Here is a 19393-nt window from a genome sequence, read left to right on the forward strand (position 1 = left end):
GTGTCGCGGCTGCTCAGTTGCCGGCGGCCGACTGCGACGCGGAGTCGCTCGGGGTGGCGCCGGTGGCGTCGCCGCCGGCGGCGTCACCGCCCGAGACGGACGCGGCGTCCGAGGCGCTCGCCGAGGCGCTCGCCTTGTCGTTCTTGCCCTTGCCCTTGCCGGAGGCGTTCGCGCCCGGAGCCGCGGAGGCGGAGGCCGACGGGACCTCGCTCGGGCCCCAGCCGCTGAAGTAGCTGGTGGCCGGCACCACGAAGGCGCGCAGGCTCACGTCACCGGCCTTGTCGAAGGTGAAGGTGACCTTCTGGGCGTTGCCGTCCCGGACCGCCTCGCGGCTGCTCTCCAGCACCGCGGAGGCGTTGTCCTTGCCGCCGAGGATCAGCGAGCCCTGCGGCGGGATGGTCAGGCTCTGGCCCTTGGCGGGGTGCAGCGTGGCGGTCTTGCCGGTGCCCGGGACGGCGATCGACTGCAGCGTCTCGGCGGTCTTGCCGGTGTTGAAGATGGTCGCGGACACGACGGCGGGACCGGTGGACGTCAGGTCGGGCTGCGTGATGACCGTGGCGTTCTGGACCTTGATGTTCCCGACGCTGGTCGCCGCGTTGTCCGGCTTGATCTGCAGAGTCTGGGCGTCGTTGCCGGAGCCGCACGCGGCGAGCGAGGCGACCGAGAAGGCGATGGCGGCGGCGCCGAGGGCGCCGCGTCGAAGGCTGCTGCTCACGGCGGCGGCATCTCCTTGAACGCAGGGGCGGCTCCCGTATAAAGCCGCCCTAAGTGTCTGTCAGCGGCCTCAGGTTACCGAGCCGTTCCCACGCGATCGCACCCGACCCTCCCCCAAGCGCCCCGCTTCCCTCCGGCTGGGGGTACCCCGCGGCCGGAAGCGACCCGCCGGTCACATTGCCGGAGCGGGCCGTCCGCATTCGTATAACGCGCCCGTGACGCCGGGGTCCGCATCCCGGCAACACGCTGCGCGAAATTTCCGTGAAGGAATGCGCGACCACCCCGGATATTGATCACCGACCGCCCTTCCCGGCCGTTGTGATCAATTCCGGAATCGTCCCGGACCCGACCCCCGCCGCCGAACGGAGTAGCGGAAGTCGTACGCTTGGGAGCGGACATATCGGGACGTTCAGCCTTCTGGAGGCGGCTCGGCGCGTGTGTGGCGTACGTGTTTCGCCTCGCCCGAAGAGCCCCTCCGACCTGCGAATTCCCGCCGCCTTCCGGCTCGGACGCCACCCTCGCAGCACGTTCCTGTTGCTGTTGTCAAGCCCCGAGATATGCCCTGACCTGCGAAAACGCCATTCAGAACACGCCGTATCCGTGTTACCCTGGATAGCCACGGAAGGGGTACCTGTCACATGACGTTCAAGGTTGGCGACACCGTGGTCTATCCCCATCACGGGGCCGCGCTGATCGAGGCCATCGAAACTCGTCAGATCAAAGGCGTGGACAAGACCTACTTGGTGCTGAAGGTCGCCCAGGGTGACCTCACGGTGCGTGTGCCAGCGGACAATGCGGAGTTCGTCGGCGTGCGTGATGTGGTCGGTCAGGACGGGCTGGACCGGGTCTTCGAGGTACTGCGCGCGCCGTACGCAGAGGAGCCCACGAACTGGTCCCGTCGCTACAAGGCAAACCTGGAGAAGCTCGCCTCCGGCGATGTCATCAAGGTCGCGGAAGTCGTGCGTGACCTGTGGCGTCGCGAGCGCGAGCGCGGACTCTCCGCCGGCGAGAAGCGCATGCTCGCCAAGGCCCGCCAGATCCTGGTGAGCGAGCTCGCCCTCGCGGAGAACACCAACGAGGACAAGGCCGAGGCCCTGCTCGACGAGGTGCTCGCCTCCTGACGCGCGACGGACGGCACCCGCCGCCGTCGACTCGCTCAGCACAGTGAAGATGCCGCGGTGCCCGATGACACTCACCATGTCGCCGGGCGCTGCGGCATGTTCGTACCCGGACATACCGTCCGCCGCGAGCGCCTGCCGTTCATCTCGGGTGAGGTCCCCCGATACTTGGTGTGCCGGGCCCGGGCAGACGGCTCGACCAGGGTCACGGAAGGGTCCGGTCGAGCGGTCGTGCCCGGCACTCCCCAGGCCATACCCACGTAGGTCGAGCACACAAACCTGACAGGAACCGATGTCTGACGATTCGCGCCCCGCACCCGCGCAGATCCCCGTCGCCGCCGTGATTCCCGCCGCCGGCCGCGGCGTACGCCTCGGCCCGGGCGCCCCCAAGGCGCTGCGCACGCTGAACGGCACGCCCATGCTGATCCACGCGGTGCGCGCCCTCGCCGCGTCCCGCCACGTCTCCCTGGTGATCGTCGTCGCGCCGCCCGACGGCGCCGCCGAGGCCAAGTCGCTGCTCGACGCGCACGCCCTGCCCGACCGCACCGACTTCCTCGTCGTGCCCGGCGGGGACAGCCGCCAGGAGTCGGTCCGGCTCGGCCTCGACGCCCTGCCGCCCGAGTACGGCGTCGTCCTCGTGCACGACGCGGCCCGCCCACTGGTGCCGGTCGACACCGTGGACGCGGTCATCGAGGCCGTGCGCGACGGCGCGCCCGCCGTCGTCCCCGCGCTGCCGCTGGCCGACACCGTCAAGGAGGTCGAGCCCGCGGCCGTCCCCGGCGACCCCGAGCCGGTGGTGGCCACGCCCGAGCGGTCCCGGCTGCGCGCCGTGCAGACGCCCCAGGGCTTCGACCGGCAGACCCTGGTCCACGCCCACGAGACGGTCACCGAGGACGTCACGGACGACGCGAGCATGGTCGAGCAGCTCGGCCGGCGGGTCGTCACCGTCCCCGGCCATGAGGAGGCCTTCAAGGTCACCCGCCCGCTCGACCTCGTGCTCGCCGAGGCGGTCCTGGCCCGCAGGAGGCTCAACGATGGCTTCTGACGCCCCCGTGCTGCCCCAGGTCGGCATCGGCACCGACATCCACGCCTTCGAGGACGGCCGCGAGCTGTGGTGCGCCGGACTGAAGTGGGAGGGGGAGGGGCCGGGCCTGGCCGGGCACTCCGACGCCGACGTCGTCGCCCACGCCGCCTGCAACGCGCTCTTCTCCGCGGCCGGCCTCGGCGACCTCGGACAGCACTTCGGCACCGGCCGTCCCGAGTGGTCCGGCGCCTCCGGCGTCACCCTGCTCACCGAGGCCGCCCGGATCGTCCGCGAGGCGGGGTTCACCATCGGCAACGTCGCCGTCCAGGTCGTCGGGCCCCGCCCGAAGATCGGCAGGCGGCGCGACGAGGCGCAGAAGATCCTCTCCGAGGCGGCCGGGGCGCCGGTGTCGGTGTCCGGCGCGACGACGGACGGGCTCGGTTTCCCCGGACGCGACGAGGGACTGATGGCGGTCGCCACCGCGCTCGTGGTGCGGGTGCGCTGAGGGCGTGCGAGGGTACCTGCCAAGTCACCGCAGACCCGAAATTGTGGAGGTACCCATGCCCGCCGCCCTGTCCGACCGGCTCAAGTCCCTGCTCGACGGACCCGTCTTCATCGTGGTCGGCACGATCCAGCCCGACGGCAGCCCGCAGCTGTCCCCGGTGTGGGTGAAGCGGGACGGCGACCAGATCCTGTTCTCCACCACCGTCGACCGCCGCAAGAAGAAGAACATGGACCGCGACGCCCGGGTGAGCGTCGTCGTCCAGGACCCCGAGATGCCCTACGTCTACGGGGAGATCCGGGGCACCGCGGAGTTCACCACCGACGGCGCCGACGACCTCATCGACGAACTGTCGGTGAAGTACACCGGAAAGAGGTACGCCGAGTTCAACCCGGCGTCCGTCGACGACGCCGACCGGGTGGTCGTCCGGATCACCCCCGAAAAGGTCGTGGGCATGTTCTAGCCAACCGGCACGAGGCACCGCTCCGGGCCCACTACCCTGGAGTGGTGACTATTCGCCTGTACGACACCAACGCCCGGCAGATCCGCGACTTCACCCCGCTCAAGCCGGGTTGTGTCTCGATCTACCTCTGTGGCGCGACCGTGCAGGCGGCTCCGCACATCGGGCACATCCGCTCGGGCCTGAACTTCGACATCATGCGCCGCTGGTTCGAGTACCGCGGCTACGAGGTGACGTTCATCCGCAACGTCACCGACATCGACGACAAGATCATCGCCAAGGCAGCGGAGCAGAACCGGCCCTGGTGGTCGATCGGCTACGAGAACGAGCGCGCGTTCAACGACGGCTACACCGCCCTCGGCTGCCTCCCGCCCACCTACGAGCCCCGCGCCACCGGCCACGTCACCGAGATGGTCGAGATGATGCAGGGCCTCATCGAGCGCGGGCACGCCTACGCGGCCGACGGCAACGTCTACTTCGACGTGCGGTCCTTCCCGCGCTACCTGGAGCTGTCCCGGCAGGAGCTGGACAACCTGCTCCAGCCGTCCGGCGAGGGCGAGACCGGTAAGCGGGACCCGCGTGACTTCGCCATGTGGAAGGCGGCCAAGCCGGGCGAGCCCACCTGGCCCACCCCGTGGGGCCCGGGCCGGCCCGGCTGGCACCTGGAGTGCTCCGCCATGGCCCACAAGTACCTGGGCAGCGCCTTCGACATCCACGGCGGCGGCCTGGACCTGATCTTCCCGCACCACGAGAACGAGATCGCCCAGGCCAAGGCCTACGGCGACGACTTCGCCCGGTACTGGGTGCACAACGCCTGGGTCACCATGGCCGGCGACAAGATGTCCAAGTCGCTCGGCAACAGCGTCCTGGTCTCCGAGATGGTCAAGCAGTGGCGCCCGGTCGTCCTGCGCTACTACCTCGGCACCCCGCACTACCGGTCGATGATCGAGTACAGCGAGGAGGCGCTGCGCGAGGCCGAGTCGGCGTACGCGCGCATCGAGGGCTTCGTGCAGCGCGTGGTGGAACTGGCCGGGGGAGTGGTCGAGCCCGCCGCCGAGGTCCCGCCCGCGTTCGCCGACGCCATGGACGACGACCTCGGCGTCCCGCAGGCCCTCGCCGTGGTGCACACCACCGTCCGGCAGGGCAACAGCGCGCTGGCCGCCGACGACAAGGAGGCCGCCGTCGCCCGGCTCGCCGAGGTGCGGGCCATGCTCGGCGTCCTCGGCCTCGACCCGCTGGACCCCCGGTGGGCCGGCGAGGGCGACCGGGGCGACGACCTGCACGGCGTCGTCGACAGCCTCGTCCGGCTCGTCCTCGGGCAGCGCGAGTCCGCCCGCGCGCGCAAGGACTGGGCCACCGCCGACGCCATCCGCGACCAGCTGGGGCAGGCCGGACTGGTCATCGAGGACAGCCCGCAGGGTCCGCGCTGGAGCCTCGGCCCGCGCTGAAGCGGCGGGCGATCCGGTGATCGATTGTGCCGTCCGGCCCTCCGGGCGGCACACTGCATAGACGTACGAACACTTCCGTCAGAGAACAGGTAGGTCATGGCCGCGAACAACCGCCGCATGTCCGGCAAGAAGGGCGCGCAGGTCGGCAGTGGCGGCCAGCGGCGCAAGGGCCTCGAAGGCCGGGGCCCGACCCCGCCCGCCGAGATGCGCAAGGGCCACAAGAAGAACCGCGTCGCCAACGCGAAGGCGAAGCAGGCCGTGCGCCGCCCCGTGGCCCGGGGCCGCGGCGGCAAGTCCGCCTCCGAGCTGGTCGTCGGCCGCAACCCGGTCGTCGAGGCGCTGCGCGAGGGCGTGCCCGCGTCCACGCTCTACGTGCAGCAGTTCATCGACAACGACGAGCGGGTGCGCGAGGCCCTCCAGCTCGCCGGCGAGCGCGGCGGGATCAACCTCATGGAGGCCCCGCGCCCGGAGCTGGACCGGATGACCAACGGCCTGAACCACCAGGGCCTGGTCCTGCAGGTCCCGCCGTACGAGTACGCGCACCCCGAGGACCTCACGGCGGCGGCCTACGACGCGGGCGAGGACCCGCTGATCGTCGCCCTCGACGGCGTCACCGACCCGCGCAACCTCGGCGCCGTGGTCCGCTCCGTCTCCGCCTTCGGCGGGCACGGCGTGGTCGTCCCCGAGCGCCGCTCGGCCGGCATGACCGCCGGCGCCTGGAAGACCTCGGCCGGCACGGCGGCCCGCACCCCGGTCGCCCGCGCCACCAACCTCACCCGCACCCTGGAGGCCTGCAAGAAGGCCGGCATCACGGTCGTCGGCCTCGCGGCCGACGGCGAGGTGGAGCTCGGCGACCTGGAGGCGCTGGGCGGTCCGGTGGTCATCGTGGTCGGCTCCGAGGGCAAGGGCCTGTCCCGCCTGGTCGGCGAGACCTGCGACTACCGGGTCCGCATCCCGATGCCGGGTGGCGCGGAGTCGCTGAACGCCGGTGTGGCGGCGGGCATCGTGCTGTACGAGGCGGCGAGCCGCCGTAGCTGACGCGACGTCACGCGGACGGGCCTGAACACCCGTCCGCGGCTTCACTCGCACGGGGGAATTCAGGTGTCCATGGGGTGTTCGGGACACCTTTGACGGAGTCCGGACACATCCGCCCCGTCGTGGCAGTGTCCTAACTCCACGTCACTCGGTTAGATGAGTGTGGACACCAGAACACCCCGCACACCCACGGGGGACCGCTCGTCGGGGTACGACGACGCTCCCGCGCTGAGCATGGTGAAGGTGCCGAGCGATCCGGCGCAGGTCATCGTCACCCACGCCAGTTTCCGCGTGCAGCTGGGCGCGTCGTCGAGGCGCAGCCAGTCCCCGCGGATCGCCCGCCACCTGAGTGCCGCCCAGGACACCGCCCGCATGCCGTCCGTGGGCGCGGCGGGCCGGGCCGGGGCGGCCGGGCGCCGCCGGCCCGTCGTGTGGAGCGGCAGGTCCGCCCCCGACGACACCGGCGCCCACCGGCTGCTCCAGGCCGTGCGGGGCAGCAGCGTCCGCCACACCGAGGAGCCCGGCCTGGCCGGCGCCACCCAGGTCATCCCGCGTGTCGGCGGCGGGTACCCGGACGGCTACGGCGACCTCGACGGGACCGTGGAGACCCCCGTCGTCGGCCACCAGCGCACCTCCTCCGACGACGGCACCCGGCTGCTGCCGCCCCTGCGCGGCGGCGGCAGCGTCTACGACGAACCGGGCTACGCCGAGTCGGCGTACGGCGACTCCGGCTACGAACAGCCGGACTGCGACGACGAGTTCGAAGACTACGAGGACTCGGCGGAGACGGCCGGCGACCGCCCCCGCCGCGGCAGGCGGCACAGCGACGACCCGGCCCGGCACGCCTACTACCCGGGCCGCCGGATGAACCTCGGCGTCGTCCTGCTCCCGCTGCGCATCTTCCTCGGCTTCATCTCCATCTACGCCGGCATGGGCAAGCTGTGCGACCCCGTCTACTTCGACGGCGGCAAGCGCGGCTCCATGGTCACCTGGCTCAACACCCTGCACCCGTGGGAAGTCGCCGAGCCGCTGCGCCAGTTCGCCCTGCACCACCCCATCGGCTCCGGGCTGGTCATCGCCTTCCTGCAGGTGGTCGTCGGCGTCCTGACCATCGCCGGCTGCTGGCAGCGGGTCGCGGCCGTCGTGGGCGCCCTGCTCTCCGCCGCGCTGATCGTCACCGTGAGCTGGAAGACGGTCCCGGCCTACGACGCGCCCGACATCATCTACCTCGCCGCCTGGTCCCCGCTGGTCATCGCCGGCGCCCCGGTGTACTCGGTCGACGGCCGGCTGGCCGGCAGCGCCTGGCGCAGGCTCGGGCCCCGCTCCGACATCTGGGAGCTGCGCCGCTACGTCCTGCGCCGCGGCGCCCTCGTCACCGCCGTCACCGTCGGTCTCACCCTGCTCGTCGGCTCCCTGCTGGGCGGTGCGGTGCGCGACTCCAGCCGGGTGGTCGTCCCGGGCCCCGGCGAGGCCCCGCGCAACAACGTGCCCGGCTCCCCGCTCCCGCACAAGCCCGGCCAGGACCGGCGGTCGTCCCCGCCGGCCTCCAGGGCGCCCAGCGGGGGCGCCACCACCGGCCCGTCCGGTGCGGCGAGCACGCCCGGCGCGAGCCGCAGCAGCGCCGGCACCACCACGACGACGCCCAGCCAGACCCAGGGCACCACCGGCCGGATCCCGCCCCGCCCGACCTCCCCGACCGGCGGCGGAGCCCCGAGCACCACGGCGGGCCCGACCAGCACCGGCGGCGGCTCGACGGGCGGCGGCGGCTCGACCGGCGGCACCGGTTCGGGCGGCAGCACCTCCTCCGGCCAGCCGGGCCTGGTGGGCGGCCTGCTGGGCTAGCGCGCCCGTCGCGACGAACACCGAAGGGCCCGTACCGGCGCGGTACGGGCCCTTCGCTCGGCTCGGGCCGGGTCTACCGCCCCAGAGCCGCCAGTTCCTTGGCCGCCTCGGCGAGGTCCTTGGCGGTGTCGATGGCCCGCCAGTAGGCGCCCTGCGGGATCGTGAAGCCCGCCAGTCGGCGTTCCCGGGCCAGCCGGGGGAACGTCGTCCGCTCGTGGTCGCCCCGCTCGGGCAGCAGGCCGGCGAACTCGGGCGAGAACACGTAGACACCCGCGTTGATCTCGAACGTCGACGGCGGGGCCTCGATGAAGTCGGTGATGTGCCCGAAGCCGTCGGTCCGCACCGCGCCCCAGGGCAGCCGCGGCCGGGCCAGAGCGAGCGTGGCGACGGCGTCCCGCTCGGTGTGGAAGTCGGCCATGTCCCGCAGGGAGAAGCGGGTCCAGATGTCGCCGTTGGTGGCGTACCAGGGCCGGTCGGGGTGGGGCAGACGCGCGGCGGCGTACTTCAGGCCGCCGCCGCGGCCGAGTGGCTCCGTCTCGACGACGGTGGTGACGGACACCGGCAGATCGGCCGAGTCCAGCCACTTCTGCAGGACCTCGGCGAGGTGGCCGCAGGAGACCACCACGTCCGTCACGCCCTCCTCGGCGAGCCAGGCAAGCTGATGGCCGATGATCGGAGTTCCCGTGCCCGGGATCTCGACCATCGGCTTGGGCCGGTCGTCGGTGTAGGGACGCAGCCGTGAGCCCTGGCCACCGGCCAGGACGACGGCTTGAGTGGGGCGCGACGCCGCGTTCGGATGGGTCATGCCCGAACTGTACGTGGCGCCCCGGCGGCTCAGCCTCGCGCGGTCAGCACCCCGGAGGCGAAGGACGTGTCGCAGACCGGGCGGGCGTACGACTGGGCGCGCGTGGGGCCGTAGATGCGCACGGCGGCCTTGCCGAGGGCGCGGGCGATGGAGCCGCAGTGCCTGGCCAGTGACGGGTGCCCGTTCACCGCCTGCTGGAGGTGGGTCAGGACCACGCCCGGGTTCTTGTCCTGCAGCTCGGTCATCAGCCGGTCACGGAGCAGGTCCTGCGGGGCGCGGGAGACGGCCTTGGAGGAGACGGACGCCGAGGAGACGTCCGAGGCCATGAGCACCGAGCTGGAGGAGCTCCCCGTCCAGTTGACCCGGGTGACCGCGAGGGTTCCGGAGAGCACCAGGACGACGGGCAGGACGAGGGCGAGAGTGCGGCCGATACGGCGGGCAGGGCCGCCCCGGTGGCCGCGTCGCGTCTGAGGGATGGTGGAGTGCTTCACGCGTGTGAGGGTAGCGCCCGGTAATGATTTGGCGACATTTAGTCACCCCTATGGGGGATGAAGTGCCGCTACTTTCTGGGTAAGGGGTTGACGCCCATCGCCCGAAATGATCGCTCTGCCGGGGTATGTCGACACAAACGGAGAGGCCCCGCGGCGGTTCGCGGGGCCTCTGGCGTCAACGTGACCGGTTCATCCCGGATTCACCCGGGGTTCCTCGGTCCGTCGGGGCTCAGTCGGAGAGACGCTCGCCCGTGGAGGTCGAGAACACGTGGGTCTCGCCCGGACGCGGCACGACGTGCAGCGTGGCGCCCTTCTCCGGGACCTGGCGGCCGTTGACCCGGACCACCAGGTCCTTGACCTCGCCGCTGACCTCGGCGGTGCCGTAGACGTAGCCGTCGGCGCCCAGCTCCTCGACGACGTTCACGGAGACGGCGAGACCGGCCGGGGCGTCCTCGGTGTCCTTGGACAGCGAGGTGGCGGCGGCGCCGCCGCCCAGCTCGACCACGTCGAAGTGCTCGGGCCGGACGCCGACGGTGACCGTGCGGTCGCCCTTGTCGGCGGCGGCCTTCAGCGCGTCCCGGTTCACCGGCACCACGCTGTTGCCGAACTTCACACCGCCGTCGGTGATCGGCACCTCGACCAGGTTCATGGCCGGGGAGCCGATGAAGCCGGCGACGAACAGGTTCGCGGGCTTGTCGTACATGTTGCGCGGCGAGTCGACCTGCTGGAGCAGACCGTCCTTGAGCACGGCCACCCGGTCGCCCATCGTCATGGCCTCGACCTGGTCGTGGGTGACGTAGACGGTGGTGATGCCGAGGCGGCGCTGCAGCGAGGCGATCTGCGTACGGGTGGACACGCGGAGCTTGGCGTCCAGGTTGGACAGCGGCTCGTCCATGAGGAAGACCTGGGGCTCGCGCACGATGGCGCGGCCCATGGCGACACGCTGGCGCTGGCCGCCGGAGAGCGCCTTCGGCTTGCGGTCCAGGTACTCCGTGAGGTCGAGGATCTTCGCGGCCTCCTCGACCTTCTGCCGGATCTCCGCCTTGTTGACGCCGGCGATCTTGAGCGCGAAGCCCATGTTGTCGGCGACCGTCATGTGCGGGTAGAGGGCGTAGTTCTGGAACACCATGGCGATGTCCCGGTCCTTGGGCGGCAGGTGCGTGACGTCGCGGTCACCGATGCGGATCGCGCCGCCGTTGACGTCCTCCAGGCCCGCGAGCATGCGCAGGGAGGTGGACTTGCCGCAGCCCGACGGGCCGACCAGGACGAGGAACTCGCCGTCCTCGATCGCGATGTCGAGACCGTCGACGGCGGGCTTGGTGGAACCCGGGTAGATCCGGGTCGCCTTGTCGAATGTGACAGTGGCCATGGTGAATGGGCCCCCTTCTACCGGCAGGAACGTGCCGGACGATCCGTTGTAGGAAGGTGGTTGGTGTAGTCCACCGAAGTGAACCGGCTCAGGACGCTACCCGGCGGCACGCGGTCTGTCAGTACCCCGCCCCTGTGAACTTCGCGGATTTTCCCTCCGGGGCCCGGCCCGGACGTGGGTACACTGCTGGCACGCCCGCGCCACGCGCGCGCGTGCAGGCCTCCTTAGCTCAGCTGGTCAGAGCGCCGCTCTTGTAAAGCGAAGGTCGTCGGTTCGAATCCGACAGGGGGCTCCGCGAGACAGGGCCACCCGCACCGGTGCGGGTGGCCCTGTCGTCGTCCCGGGTCAGCCGGTGCGCAGCACCGCTGCGAGGACCTCGCGCAGCACGCCCTCCGGGTCCGGTACGGCGCCCGTCGCGCGCCACGCCACGAAGCCGTCCGGGCGGACGAGGACCGCGCCGTCGGCGGTGACGCCGTGCAGCTCGGCCCAGTCGGCGGCGTCGTCCTCGTAGGTCAGGTCCGCGTCCGCGCCCGGGCCGATGCGGTAGGCGTCCAGGCGTACGCCGTCCGCCGCGGCGATCGCGCGCGCGGCCGTGTGCCAGCCCGCGTCGTCGGGAGCGTCGCTGAGGAGGACCAGGGAGCGCTCGTAGAGGTCCAGGGTGGACAGCCGGCGGTTGGCCTGGCGCAGCCAGAGGTGCGGGGCGCGGGTGCCGGGCCGGCCGGTGAGGTCGAGGGCGTCGGAGACGACCGGCCGGCCGGGGTCGGCGCCGAGGACGGCGCCGTCCGGGTAGTGGTAGCCGAGGACGACGTTGAGGATGCCGCCGCGCTTGCCGCCGCCGACGCCGGGGGCGGGGGCGAAGCCCGGGTGGCTGTGCTCGACGGAGCGGGCGGAGGCGCGGGCGCTGGTGGCGGTCGCGACCGGGCGGCGCTCGGTGTCGTAGGTGGCGAGGAGGGCGGGGCCCGCCCAGCCGTCGAGGACGGCGGCGAGCTTCCAGGCGAGGTTGTGGGCGTCCTGGATGCCGGTGTTGGAGCCGAAGGCGCCGGTGGGCGACATCTCGTGGGCGGAGTCGCCGGCGAGGAAGACGCGGCCGCTGGAGTAGCGGTCGGCCACCCGTTCGGCGGCGCGCCAGGACGCCTTTCCGGTGATCTGGACGTCGAGGTCGGGGACGCCGACGGCCCGCCGGATGTGGTGCTGGAGCCGTTCCTCGGTGAACTCCTCCAGGGTCTCGCCGCGCTCGGGGTGCCAGGGGGCGTGGAAGACCCAGTGCTCCTTGTTGTCGACGGGGAGCAGGGCGCCGTCGGCCTCGGGGTCGGTGAGGTAGCAGCAGATGAAGCGGCGGTCGCCGACGGTGTCGGCCAGCCGGGTGGAGCGGAAGGTGGCGCTGACGTTGGCGAAGAGGTCGCCGGGGCCGCTCTGGCCGATGCCGAGGGCGCCGCGGACGGGGCTGCGGGGGCCGTCGGCGGCGACCAGGTAGTCGGCCCGGACGGTGTAGCGCTCCCCGGTGCCGCGGTCGAGGACCACGGCCGTCACCCCGTCGGCGTCCTGTTCGAAGGACTCCATCTGGTGGAAGTAGCGCAGGTCGCCGCCGAGTTCGCGGGCACTGTCGACGAGGACGGGTTCGAGGTCGTTCTGGCTGCACAGGCACCAGCCGGTGGGGCTGAACCTGGCGAGTCCGCCGCCGGGGTCGATGTGCTTGAAGAGCCATTCGCCCGCGTCGCCCACGAGGGTGGGCGTCTGCAGGATGCCGTGGTTGTCGGCGAGGAGTGAGGCCGCCGCCTTGATGTCCGGTTCGATGCCGGCCACCCGGAAGAGCTCCATGGTGCGGACGTTGTTGCCGCGTCCGCGCGGGTGGATGGAGGTGCCGGAGTGCCGCTCGACGAGCATGTGCCGGACACCGAGACGGCCCAGGAAGACGGACGTGGACAGGCCCACCAGGGAGCCGCCCACGATGAGGACGGGGACCCGGTGGTCGGCTTTCTGATGCATCGAAGCCTCCAGAGGCAAGGGGGGCGCGAGATGGGGGGCCTGTGTGTGTTCTTGCCCGGTGGCGGTGGCTCCGCGTGCCCAATCACCCACGTGGTTCATACGAGTCGCGGGCGTGAGGGGTCCGGCACAGGATCAAGGAACGCTGCCGTCGCGTCAGTCGCGCGGCGTCGACTCTGCCCCGCGAAGGAGATGTGTACAGGATGACCACGACGTCTGAACGTCCTTCAGCAACGCCGGCCCGTGAGGTGTCGAAGCGTGTCTCGCAGTCCGTCTTCGACGGCTCGCGGCTCCGGGTGGTGCTGCTGGTCGATGTCCACGACGGAGCGCAGCAGCAGTTCCTGGAGGCCTACGAGCAGCTGTGCAACCAGGTCGCCTCGGTGCCGGGCCATGTGAGCGACCAGCTCTGCCAGTCGATCGAGAACCCGTCCCAGTGGCTCATCACGAGCGAGTGGGAGAGTGCGCCGCCGTTCCTCACCTGGGTGAACAGCGAGGAGCACGTGCGGATGGTGGAGCCGCTGCACAGCTGCGTCCGCGACACCCGGTCGCTGCGGTTCCACGTGGTGCGCGAGACCGGCGGCGCCGCGTCGCAGGCCGAGCAGGGGCAGCGCCGGCTGCAGGCCCACCCGCGCATCGGCGACGGTGTGATCCGCCACGCGCTGACCTTCACCGTGAAGCCCGGCAGCGAGAAGAAGGTCGCGGAGATCCTCTCGGACTACGCCTCGCCCGAGGCCCGGGTGGACGACACCACGCGGCTGTGCCGGACCTCGCTGTTCATGCACGGCAACCGGGTGGTGCGGGCCATCGAGGTGCGGGGCGACCTGCTCGCGGCGCTGCGGCACGTGGCCCGGCAGCCCGAGGTGCGGGCCGTGGAGGAGGCGATCAACCCGTATCTGGAGCAGGACCGGGACCTCGACGACCAAGAGTCGGCCCGGATGTTCTTCACCCGTGCGGCGCTGCCCGCCGTGCACCACGTGAGCGCGGGTGACCAGCAGGAGGGGCTGCGCCAGGCCCTGTACTACGCGGCCCGGCCGGGCCGGGGGATGCACCTGGCGGAGCTGCTCGCCAAGGCCGACTCGGAGTCCGCCGACGACCCGTCGAGCCCGGTGCTGCGCAGCACGGTGTTCCAGCGGGACGACGTCGTGGTGCGGCTGGTCGACGTCCGTCCCGACCAGGGCGCCGATGCGGTGCCGCTGCCGGCGCGGGTGGCGGCCGAGGCGCGTGCGCTGCTGGACGCCGACGCCGCGCGCATGGACCTGATCACCGACCGCCGTTCGCCCGAAGCCTGATCCTGCGGCGGCTCCCACCAGCACCCAGCGCCGTACGCGGCCCAGACACCGGAGGAAACGTTGTCCATCAAACCCCGTCCGAAAATCGTGGACCTCAGCGAGGTCGAGCCCAACGTCCGGCGAGGTGGCGACCTGCGCGCCATGCTCACCCCTGCCACGGTCGGCTCCACCAGCGGCTTCATGGGCGTGGCCATCGTGCAGCCCGGTGACCGCATCGGTGAGCACTACCACCCGTACTCCGAGGAGTTCGTCTACGTCGTCTGCGGTCAGCTCGAGGTGGACCTGGACGACGAGCCGCACACGCTGCGGCCCGAGCAGGGCCTGATGATCCCGGCGCACATGCGGCACCGGTTCCGCAACGTCGGGAAGGTCGAGGCGCGGATCGTCTTCCACCTGGGTCCGCTGGCGCCGCGTCCGCAGCTCGGCCATGTCGACACCGAGGAGACGGAGATCATCGGGGCCGCCGCGGTGATCACGGAGCCGGCCGCGGCGGGTGCCGGCCACGACCGGGGTCAGGTCCGGTCATGACCCGGCGCGTGGCGGTCACTGGCATAGGCATCGTGGCTCCGGGTGGTATCGGCGTACCTGCTTTCTGGGATCTGCTTGCCAACGGCCGGACCGCGACGCGGGGCATCACCTTCTTCGATCCCTCGGGGCTGCGGTCACGGATAGCGGCCGAGTGCGACTTCGACCCGGCGGCGCACGGCCTGGGCGAGGACGAGGCCGCGCGTGCGGACCGGTACATCCAGTTCGCCCTGGTCGCCGGGCAGGAGGCGGTCCGGGACTCCGGTCTCGACCTGTCCGCCGAGGACCCGTGGCGGGTGGGCGTCTCGGTGGGCACCGCGGTCGGCGGCACGACCCGGCTGGAGCACGACTACGTCCTGGTCAGCCACCGCGGTGAGCGCTGGGACGTGGACCACCGGGAGGCGGAGCCGCACCTGCACCGGGCGTTCTCGCCGAGCACGGTCGCCTCGGCGGTGGCGGAACGGTTCGGCGCCCAGGGTCCGGTGCAGACCGTCTCCACCGGCTGCACCTCGGGTCTGGACGCCGTCGGATACGCCTTCCACACGGTCGAGGAGGGCCGGGCCGACATCTGCATAGCCGGGGCGTCGGACTCGCCGATCTCCCCGATCACCATGGCCTGCTTCGACGCGATCAAGGCCACCTCCCCGAACAACGACGACCCCGCGCACGCCTCCCGGCCCTTCGACAACAACCGTGACGGGTTCGTCATGGGCGAGGGCGGCGCGGTGCTCGTCCTGGAGGAGCTGGAGCACGCCCGGGCCCGCGGCGCGCACGTCTACTGCGAGCTCGGCGGCTACGCCACCTTCGGCAACGCCTACCACATGACCGGCCTGACCAGCGAGGGCCTGGAGATGGCCCGGGCGATCGACATGGCCCTCGGCCACGCCCGGCTGGACCCCACGGCGATCGACTACGTCAACGCCCACGGCTCCGGCACCCGGCAGAACGACCGCCACGAGACGGCGGCCGTGAAGCGGGCGCTCGGCCACCACGCCTACGACACCCCCATGAGCTCCATCAAGTCGATGGTGGGGCACTCCCTCGGGGCGATCGGGGCGATCGAGGTGGTCGCGTGCGTGCTGGCCCTCGCCAAGCAGGTCGTCCCCCCGACCGCGAACTACGAGATCCCCGACCCCGAGTGCGACCTGGACTACGTCCCACGCGTCGCCCGCGACCGGAAGCTGAACAGCGTCCTGTCCGTGGGCAGCGGGTTCGGCGGCTTCCAGTCCGCGGTGGTCCTGACCCGTTCCAGGGAGTGAGGACAGGATGAGTGCTCCGCATGAACGGCGCGCGGCCGTCACCGGCATCGGGGTGGTCGCGCCCAACGGAACCAGCACCGACACGTTCTGGAAGGCCACCCAGGAAGGCCTCAGCGTCCTCGACCGGGTCACCCGCGAGGGCTGTGAGCACCTTCCGCTGAAGGTGGCCGGCGAGGTCCGCGGCTTCGAACCGGCCGCGACCATCGACGAGCGGTTCCTCGTCCAGACCGACCGGTTCACCCACTTCGCCCTGGCCGCGGCCGACTTCGCGCTGGAGGACGCCCGGCTGGGGCAGGCCGACACCTCCCAGGAGCCGTACTCCATCGGGGTGGTCACCGCGGCCGGGTCCGGCGGCGGCGAGTTCGGCCAGCGCGAGCTCCAGCAGCTCTGGGGCAAGGGCAGCCGGTTCGTCGGCCCGTACCAGTCCATCGCCTGGTTCTACGCCGCGAGCACCGGCCAGATCTCCATCCGCCGGAAGTTCAAGGGCCCCTGCTCGGTCGTCGCCTCCGACGAGGCGGGCGGTCTGGACGCCCTGGCGCACGCCGCCCGGGCGGTGCGGCGCGGCACCGACGTGATCGTGGCCGGTTCCACCGAGGCGCCGCTGGCGCCGTACTCGGTGGTCTGCCAGCTCGGTTACGAGGAGCTGAGCACCGAGACCGACCCGTCCCGCGCCTACCGCCCGTTCACGGACGCCGCGTGCGGCTTCGTGCCGGCCGAGGGCGGCGCCATGCTCGTGGTGGAGGCGGAGACGTCGGCCCGCGAGCGCGGCGCGGACGTGCGGGCCTACGTCGCGGGCCACGCGGCGACCTTCACCGGCGCCTCCCGCTGGGACCGGTCCCGGGACGGTCTGGCGCAGGCCGTCAGGCAGGCGCTGGACGAGGCCGGCTGCGCTCCCGAGGAGGTCGACGTCGTCTTCGCCGACGCCCTCGGGGTGCCGGAGGCGGACCGGGCGGAGGCCCTCGCGCTCGCCGACGCCCTCGGCGCGCACGGCACCCGGGTACCGGTCACCGCGCCGAAGGCCGGCATCGGCCGGGGCTACTGCGCGGCCCCGGTGCTGGACACCGCGGCCGCGGTGCTCGCGATGGAGCACGGCCTGATCCCACCCACCCCCAACGTCGCCGACGTCTGCCACGACCTCGACCTCGTGACCGGCCGCGCCCGCGTCGCCGAAGTGCGCACGGCGCTGGTGCTCAGCCGCGGACTCATGGGGTCGAACTCGGCGCTCGTGCTCCGGCACGGCGCCGCGCAGTGAGGACAGCAAAGGAGGAGAGCAATGCCTCAGATCACCGTGGAAGAACTCGCCGCGCTGATGAAGAAGGCTGCCGGGGTCACCGTCAGCCCGCAGCAGCTCCAGGACACGCCGGACACGGGCTTCGACGTCCTCGGCATCGACTCGCTCGGCCTGCTCGGCATCGTCGGCGAGCTGGAGAACACGCACGGCACCCCGATGCCGGTCGACGCGGAGCGCTGCAAGACACCCCAGCAGTTCCTCAACCTCGTCAACAGCACCCTGATGGCAGGAGCCTGAGATGGCAGGACACACGCAGAACGAGATCACCATCGCCGCGCCGTTCGACCTGGTCTGGGACATGACCAACGACCTGGAGAAGTGGCCGCAGCTCTTCAGCGAGTACGCGTCCGTCGAGATCCTCTCCCAGGAGGGGCGCAGGACGACGTTCCGGCTGACCATGCACCCGGACGACAACGGCACCGTCTGGAGCTGGGTCTCCGAGCGCGAGCCGGACCGCAAGGCCCGCACGGTGAAGGCCCGCCGGGTCGAGACCGGCCCGTTCGCCCACATGGACATCCTCTGGCAGTACGAGGAGGTCCCGGCGGGCACCCGGATGGTCTGGACGCAGGACTTCGCGATGAAGCCGGACGCCCCGGTCGACGACGACTGGATGACCGACAACATCAACAAGAACTCCAAGGTCCAGATGGCCCTCATCCGGGAGAAGATCGAGAAGGCGGCCGCCGGACGGCGTCCCGCGCCGGCCCTCGCCGACTAGCCGGAGGAAGGACCGAGCCCATGCACCAGGCACTGATCGTCGCGCGCATGGCCCCGGGCTCCGCCCCGGACATCGCCAAGGTGTTCGAGGAGTCCGACCGGGGGGAGCTGCCCCACCTCGTCGGTGTGGTGCGGCGCAGCCTCTTCCAGTTCGGCGACGTGTACATGCACCTCGTCGAGTCCGAGCGGGACCCCGGGCCCGCCATCGCCAAGGTGACCGGCCACCCCGAGTTCCGTGACATCAGCGAGCGCCTGACGGCGTACGTCAGCGCGTACGACCCGGAGACCTGGCGGTCCCCGAAGGACGCGATGGCACAGCGCTTCTACGTCTGGGAGCGCGACTGAGCCGTACGGCACCCCCGGACGGCCACCGGCCGCCGGGCCCGCAGCGTCGCGGGCCCGGCGGCCGGTGGCCTGTGCCGTCGTGTCCGCGTCACGCGGGCACGTGGCAGTCGAACGCGTGCAGGTAGGGGTTGACCGGACGGATGTCGCCCACCTTCAGGCCCGCCGCGGTCAGCCGGCCCACCATGGAGTCGGTGGTGTGCTTGGCCCCGCCGACGTTGAGGAGGAGCAGCAGGTCCATGGCGGTGCTGAAGCGCATCGAGGGGGTGTCGTCGACCAGGTTCTCGATGACGACGACGCGGGTGCCCGGGCCGCCCGCCTCGACGACGTTGCGCAGCGTGCGGGACGTGCTCTCGTCGTCCCACTCCAGGATGTTCTTGATGATGTAGACGTCGGCCTGGACCGGGATCGCGTCCCGGACGTCACCGGGCACGATCCGCGCGCGGTCGGCGAGGTCGCCGCCCTCGCGCAGCCGTGGCAGGGCGTTCTCCACCACCCGGGGCAGGTCGAGCAGGCTGCCGCGCATAGACGGGTACTTGTCCAGCAGGCAGGCCACCACGTGGCCCTGGCCGCCGCCGATGTCCGCGACCGACTTGGCCCCGGACAGGTCGAGCAGGGCGGCGACCTCGCGCGCGGACTGCTCGCTGGAGCGGGTCATGGCGCGGTTGAAGACGTCCGCTGACTCCGGGGCGTCCTCGTTGAGGTAGGTGAAGAACTCCTTGCCGTACAGGCCCTCCACGACGTTGTCGCCGGTGCGCACCGCCTCGTCGAGCCTGGGCCAGGCGTCCCAGGTCCACGGCTCGGTGCACCACAGGGCGATGGCGCGCAGGCTGTTGGGGTCGTCGTCGCGCAGCAGCCGGGACATCCCGGTGTGCGCGAACGTGCCGTCCTGCCGCTCCTCGAAGACGTCGTAGCAGGACAGCGCCCGCAGCAGCCGGCGCAGGGGCTTCGGTTCGGTCTTGACCGCGGCGGCGAGGTCCTCCGCGGTCATCGGGGTGTCGTCGAGGGCGTCGGCGACGCCCAGCCGGGCGGCGGCCCGGACGGCGGCGGCACAGGCCGCGCCGAACACGAGTTCGCGCAGCCGCATGGGAGGCGGTGGTGCTGTTTCAGCGGACGTCATCTGCCGCCCTCTCTCTTTCCTTGGCCTTCGTCGGTCCAGCAGTGGCAGCGCCCGTGCGG

General features: G+C 71.9%; 20 protein-coding genes and 1 tRNA gene. 15 read left to right on the plus strand and 6 right to left on the minus strand.

Features of this window, described 5'->3' with window-relative positions; all coding sequences use genetic code 11:
- Positions 1-13 precede the first annotated feature (13 nt).
- A complete protein-coding gene (locus ACFYU0_RS20420) occupies positions 14-715 on the minus strand; it encodes a DUF461 domain-containing protein (RefSeq protein WP_351666053.1) in 702 nt (233 codons plus the stop codon).
- 637 nt (positions 716-1352) lie between these two features.
- Between ACFYU0_RS20420 and ACFYU0_RS20425 the strand changes: the two genes are divergently transcribed.
- The 7 genes from ACFYU0_RS20425 (at position 1353) to ACFYU0_RS20455 (ending at position 8143) form a co-directional block, all read left to right on the plus strand.
- Positions 1353-1835, plus strand: coding sequence for a CarD family transcriptional regulator (locus ACFYU0_RS20425; protein WP_003953493.1), 483 nt, complete (start codon positions 1353-1355; stop codon positions 1833-1835).
- Between the two features lie 289 nt (positions 1836-2124).
- The gene (ispD, locus tag ACFYU0_RS20430; protein ID WP_351666052.1) at positions 2125-2877 is read left to right on the plus strand and encodes a 2-C-methyl-D-erythritol 4-phosphate cytidylyltransferase; all 753 of its coding nucleotides are present in this window, start codon (positions 2125-2127) and stop codon (positions 2875-2877) included.
- Positions 2867-3361, plus strand: a complete 495-nt coding sequence (ispF, locus tag ACFYU0_RS20435) for a 2-C-methyl-D-erythritol 2,4-cyclodiphosphate synthase (protein ID WP_351666051.1) — start codon at positions 2867-2869, stop codon at positions 3359-3361. The genes ispD and ispF overlap by 11 nt, the downstream gene beginning before the upstream one ends.
- A gap of 55 nt (positions 3362-3416) precedes the next feature.
- Positions 3417-3821, plus strand: coding sequence for a TIGR03618 family F420-dependent PPOX class oxidoreductase (locus tag ACFYU0_RS20440; protein WP_199211034.1), 405 nt, complete (start codon positions 3417-3419; stop codon positions 3819-3821).
- 44 nt (positions 3822-3865) lie between these two features.
- Positions 3866-5266 carry a cysteine--tRNA ligase gene (gene cysS / locus ACFYU0_RS20445; protein ID WP_351666050.1) on the plus strand — a complete coding sequence of 467 codons (1401 nt, stop codon included), beginning with the start codon at positions 3866-3868 and terminating at the stop codon, positions 5264-5266.
- A 96-nt stretch (positions 5267-5362) separates the two neighbouring features.
- A complete protein-coding gene (rlmB, locus tag ACFYU0_RS20450; RefSeq protein WP_389303034.1) occupies positions 5363-6304 on the plus strand; it encodes a 23S rRNA (guanosine(2251)-2'-O)-methyltransferase RlmB in 942 nt (313 codons plus the stop codon).
- 153 nt (positions 6305-6457) lie between these two features.
- Positions 6458-8143 carry a DoxX family protein gene (locus ACFYU0_RS20455; RefSeq protein ID WP_389303036.1) on the plus strand — a complete coding sequence of 562 codons (1686 nt, stop codon included), beginning with the start codon at positions 6458-6460 and terminating at the stop codon, positions 8141-8143.
- A gap of 73 nt (positions 8144-8216) precedes the next feature.
- Here the strand turns inward: ACFYU0_RS20455 and ACFYU0_RS20460 are convergent, their stop codons facing one another.
- The 3 genes from ACFYU0_RS20460 to msiK all read right to left on the minus strand — a co-directional run bounded on the left by ACFYU0_RS20460 (position 8217) and on the right by msiK (position 10808).
- Positions 8217-8948 carry an NDP-sugar synthase gene (locus ACFYU0_RS20460; RefSeq protein ID WP_389303039.1) on the minus strand — a complete coding sequence of 244 codons (732 nt, stop codon included), beginning with the start codon at positions 8946-8948 and terminating at the stop codon, positions 8217-8219.
- A gap of 29 nt (positions 8949-8977) precedes the next feature.
- Positions 8978-9439, minus strand: a complete 462-nt coding sequence (locus ACFYU0_RS20465; RefSeq protein WP_351666046.1) for a hypothetical protein — start codon at positions 9437-9439, stop codon at positions 8978-8980.
- A gap of 229 nt (positions 9440-9668) precedes the next feature.
- Entirely contained in the window at positions 9669-10808 is a 1140-nt protein-coding gene (msiK, locus tag ACFYU0_RS20470) for a diacetylchitobiose ABC transporter ATP-binding protein MsiK (protein WP_351666045.1), read from the minus strand.
- A 218-nt stretch (positions 10809-11026) separates the two neighbouring features.
- Here msiK and ACFYU0_RS20475 point away from each other — a divergent pair.
- Positions 11027-11100: transfer RNA gene (locus ACFYU0_RS20475), tRNA-Thr, on the plus strand.
- A gap of 53 nt (positions 11101-11153) precedes the next feature.
- Here ACFYU0_RS20475 and ACFYU0_RS20480 read toward each other — a convergent pair.
- Positions 11154-12794 carry an FAD-dependent monooxygenase gene (locus tag ACFYU0_RS20480; protein ID WP_351666019.1) on the minus strand — a complete coding sequence of 547 codons (1641 nt, stop codon included), beginning with the start codon at positions 12792-12794 and terminating at the stop codon, positions 11154-11156.
- 200 nt (positions 12795-12994) lie between these two features.
- Here ACFYU0_RS20480 and ACFYU0_RS20485 point away from each other — a divergent pair, with 200 nt between their 5' ends.
- From ACFYU0_RS20485 to ACFYU0_RS20515, 7 genes are all read left to right on the plus strand, one after another.
- Complete coding sequence (locus ACFYU0_RS20485) at positions 12995-14080, plus strand: SchA/CurD-like domain-containing protein (RefSeq protein ID WP_351666017.1); 1086 nt, start codon at positions 12995-12997, stop codon at positions 14078-14080.
- An 87-nt stretch (positions 14081-14167) separates the two neighbouring features.
- Positions 14168-14608 carry a cupin domain-containing protein gene (locus ACFYU0_RS20490; RefSeq protein ID WP_389303624.1) on the plus strand — a complete coding sequence of 147 codons (441 nt, stop codon included), beginning with the start codon at positions 14168-14170 and terminating at the stop codon, positions 14606-14608.
- A complete protein-coding gene (locus tag ACFYU0_RS20495; RefSeq protein WP_351666013.1) occupies positions 14605-15864 on the plus strand; it encodes a beta-ketoacyl-[acyl-carrier-protein] synthase family protein in 1260 nt (419 codons plus the stop codon). The genes ACFYU0_RS20490 and ACFYU0_RS20495 overlap by 4 nt, the downstream gene beginning before the upstream one ends.
- Before the next feature lie 7 nt (positions 15865-15871).
- On the plus strand, positions 15872-17116 hold the full coding sequence (locus ACFYU0_RS20500; RefSeq protein WP_351666011.1) for a ketosynthase chain-length factor: 1245 nt from the start codon (positions 15872-15874) through the stop codon (positions 17114-17116).
- Between the two features lie 21 nt (positions 17117-17137).
- Entirely contained in the window at positions 17138-17392 is a 255-nt protein-coding gene (locus ACFYU0_RS20505) for an acyl carrier protein (RefSeq protein WP_143630953.1), read from the plus strand.
- 1 nt (position 17393) lies between these two features.
- Positions 17394-17873 (plus strand): SRPBCC family protein, encoded by a 480-nt coding sequence (locus ACFYU0_RS20510; RefSeq protein WP_351666009.1) that lies wholly within the window; start codon positions 17394-17396, stop codon positions 17871-17873.
- Positions 17874-17893: 20 nt separating this feature from the next.
- A complete protein-coding gene (locus ACFYU0_RS20515; protein ID WP_199211023.1) occupies positions 17894-18217 on the plus strand; it encodes a TcmI family type II polyketide cyclase in 324 nt (107 codons plus the stop codon).
- An 88-nt stretch (positions 18218-18305) separates the two neighbouring features.
- On the opposite strand, the gene ACFYU0_RS20520 is transcribed toward ACFYU0_RS20515, so the two are convergent.
- Complete coding sequence (locus ACFYU0_RS20520) at positions 18306-19334, minus strand: methyltransferase (RefSeq protein WP_389303044.1); 1029 nt, start codon at positions 19332-19334, stop codon at positions 18306-18308.
- Positions 19335-19393: the final 59 nt, after the last annotated feature.

The sequence above is a fragment of the Streptomyces sp. NPDC003720 genome, from assembly GCF_042875075.1.
Taxonomy (GTDB): Bacteria; Actinomycetota; Actinomycetes; order Streptomycetales; family Streptomycetaceae; genus Streptomyces.

Excerpts from the sequence above, each read along its gene's own strand:
- ACFYU0_RS20505 (WP_143630953.1), top strand. The coding sequence starts at position 17,138 with ATGCCTCAGATCACCGTGGAAGAACTCGCCGCGCTGATGAAGAAGGCT.
- ispD (WP_351666052.1), top strand. The coding sequence starts at position 2,125 with ATGTCTGACGATTCGCGCCCCGCACCCGCGCAGATCCCCGTCGCCGCC.
- ACFYU0_RS20515 (WP_199211023.1), top strand. The coding sequence starts at position 17,894 with ATGCACCAGGCACTGATCGTCGCGCGCATGGCCCCGGGCTCCGCCCCG.
- ACFYU0_RS20500 (WP_351666011.1), top strand. The coding sequence starts at position 15,872 with ATGAGTGCTCCGCATGAACGGCGCGCGGCCGTCACCGGCATCGGGGTG.
- ACFYU0_RS20460 (WP_389303039.1), bottom strand. The coding sequence starts at position 8,948 with ATGACCCATCCGAACGCGGCGTCGCGCCCCACTCAAGCCGTCGTCCTG.
- ACFYU0_RS20480 (WP_351666019.1), bottom strand. The coding sequence starts at position 12,794 with ATGCATCAGAAAGCCGACCACCGGGTCCCCGTCCTCATCGTGGGCGGC.
- ACFYU0_RS20485 (WP_351666017.1), top strand. The coding sequence starts at position 12,995 with ATGACCACGACGTCTGAACGTCCTTCAGCAACGCCGGCCCGTGAGGTG.
- msiK (WP_351666045.1), bottom strand. The coding sequence starts at position 10,808 with ATGGCCACTGTCACATTCGACAAGGCGACCCGGATCTACCCGGGTTCC.
- rlmB (WP_389303034.1), top strand. The coding sequence starts at position 5,363 with ATGGCCGCGAACAACCGCCGCATGTCCGGCAAGAAGGGCGCGCAGGTC.
- ACFYU0_RS20495 (WP_351666013.1), top strand. The coding sequence starts at position 14,605 with ATGACCCGGCGCGTGGCGGTCACTGGCATAGGCATCGTGGCTCCGGGT.
- ACFYU0_RS20425 (WP_003953493.1), top strand. The coding sequence starts at position 1,353 with ATGACGTTCAAGGTTGGCGACACCGTGGTCTATCCCCATCACGGGGCC.
- ACFYU0_RS20440 (WP_199211034.1), top strand. The coding sequence starts at position 3,417 with ATGCCCGCCGCCCTGTCCGACCGGCTCAAGTCCCTGCTCGACGGACCC.
- ispF (WP_351666051.1), top strand. The coding sequence starts at position 2,867 with ATGGCTTCTGACGCCCCCGTGCTGCCCCAGGTCGGCATCGGCACCGAC.
- ACFYU0_RS20455 (WP_389303036.1), top strand. The coding sequence starts at position 6,458 with ATGAGTGTGGACACCAGAACACCCCGCACACCCACGGGGGACCGCTCG.
- ACFYU0_RS20510 (WP_351666009.1), top strand. The coding sequence starts at position 17,394 with ATGGCAGGACACACGCAGAACGAGATCACCATCGCCGCGCCGTTCGAC.
- ACFYU0_RS20520 (WP_389303044.1), bottom strand. The coding sequence starts at position 19,334 with ATGACGTCCGCTGAAACAGCACCACCGCCTCCCATGCGGCTGCGCGAA.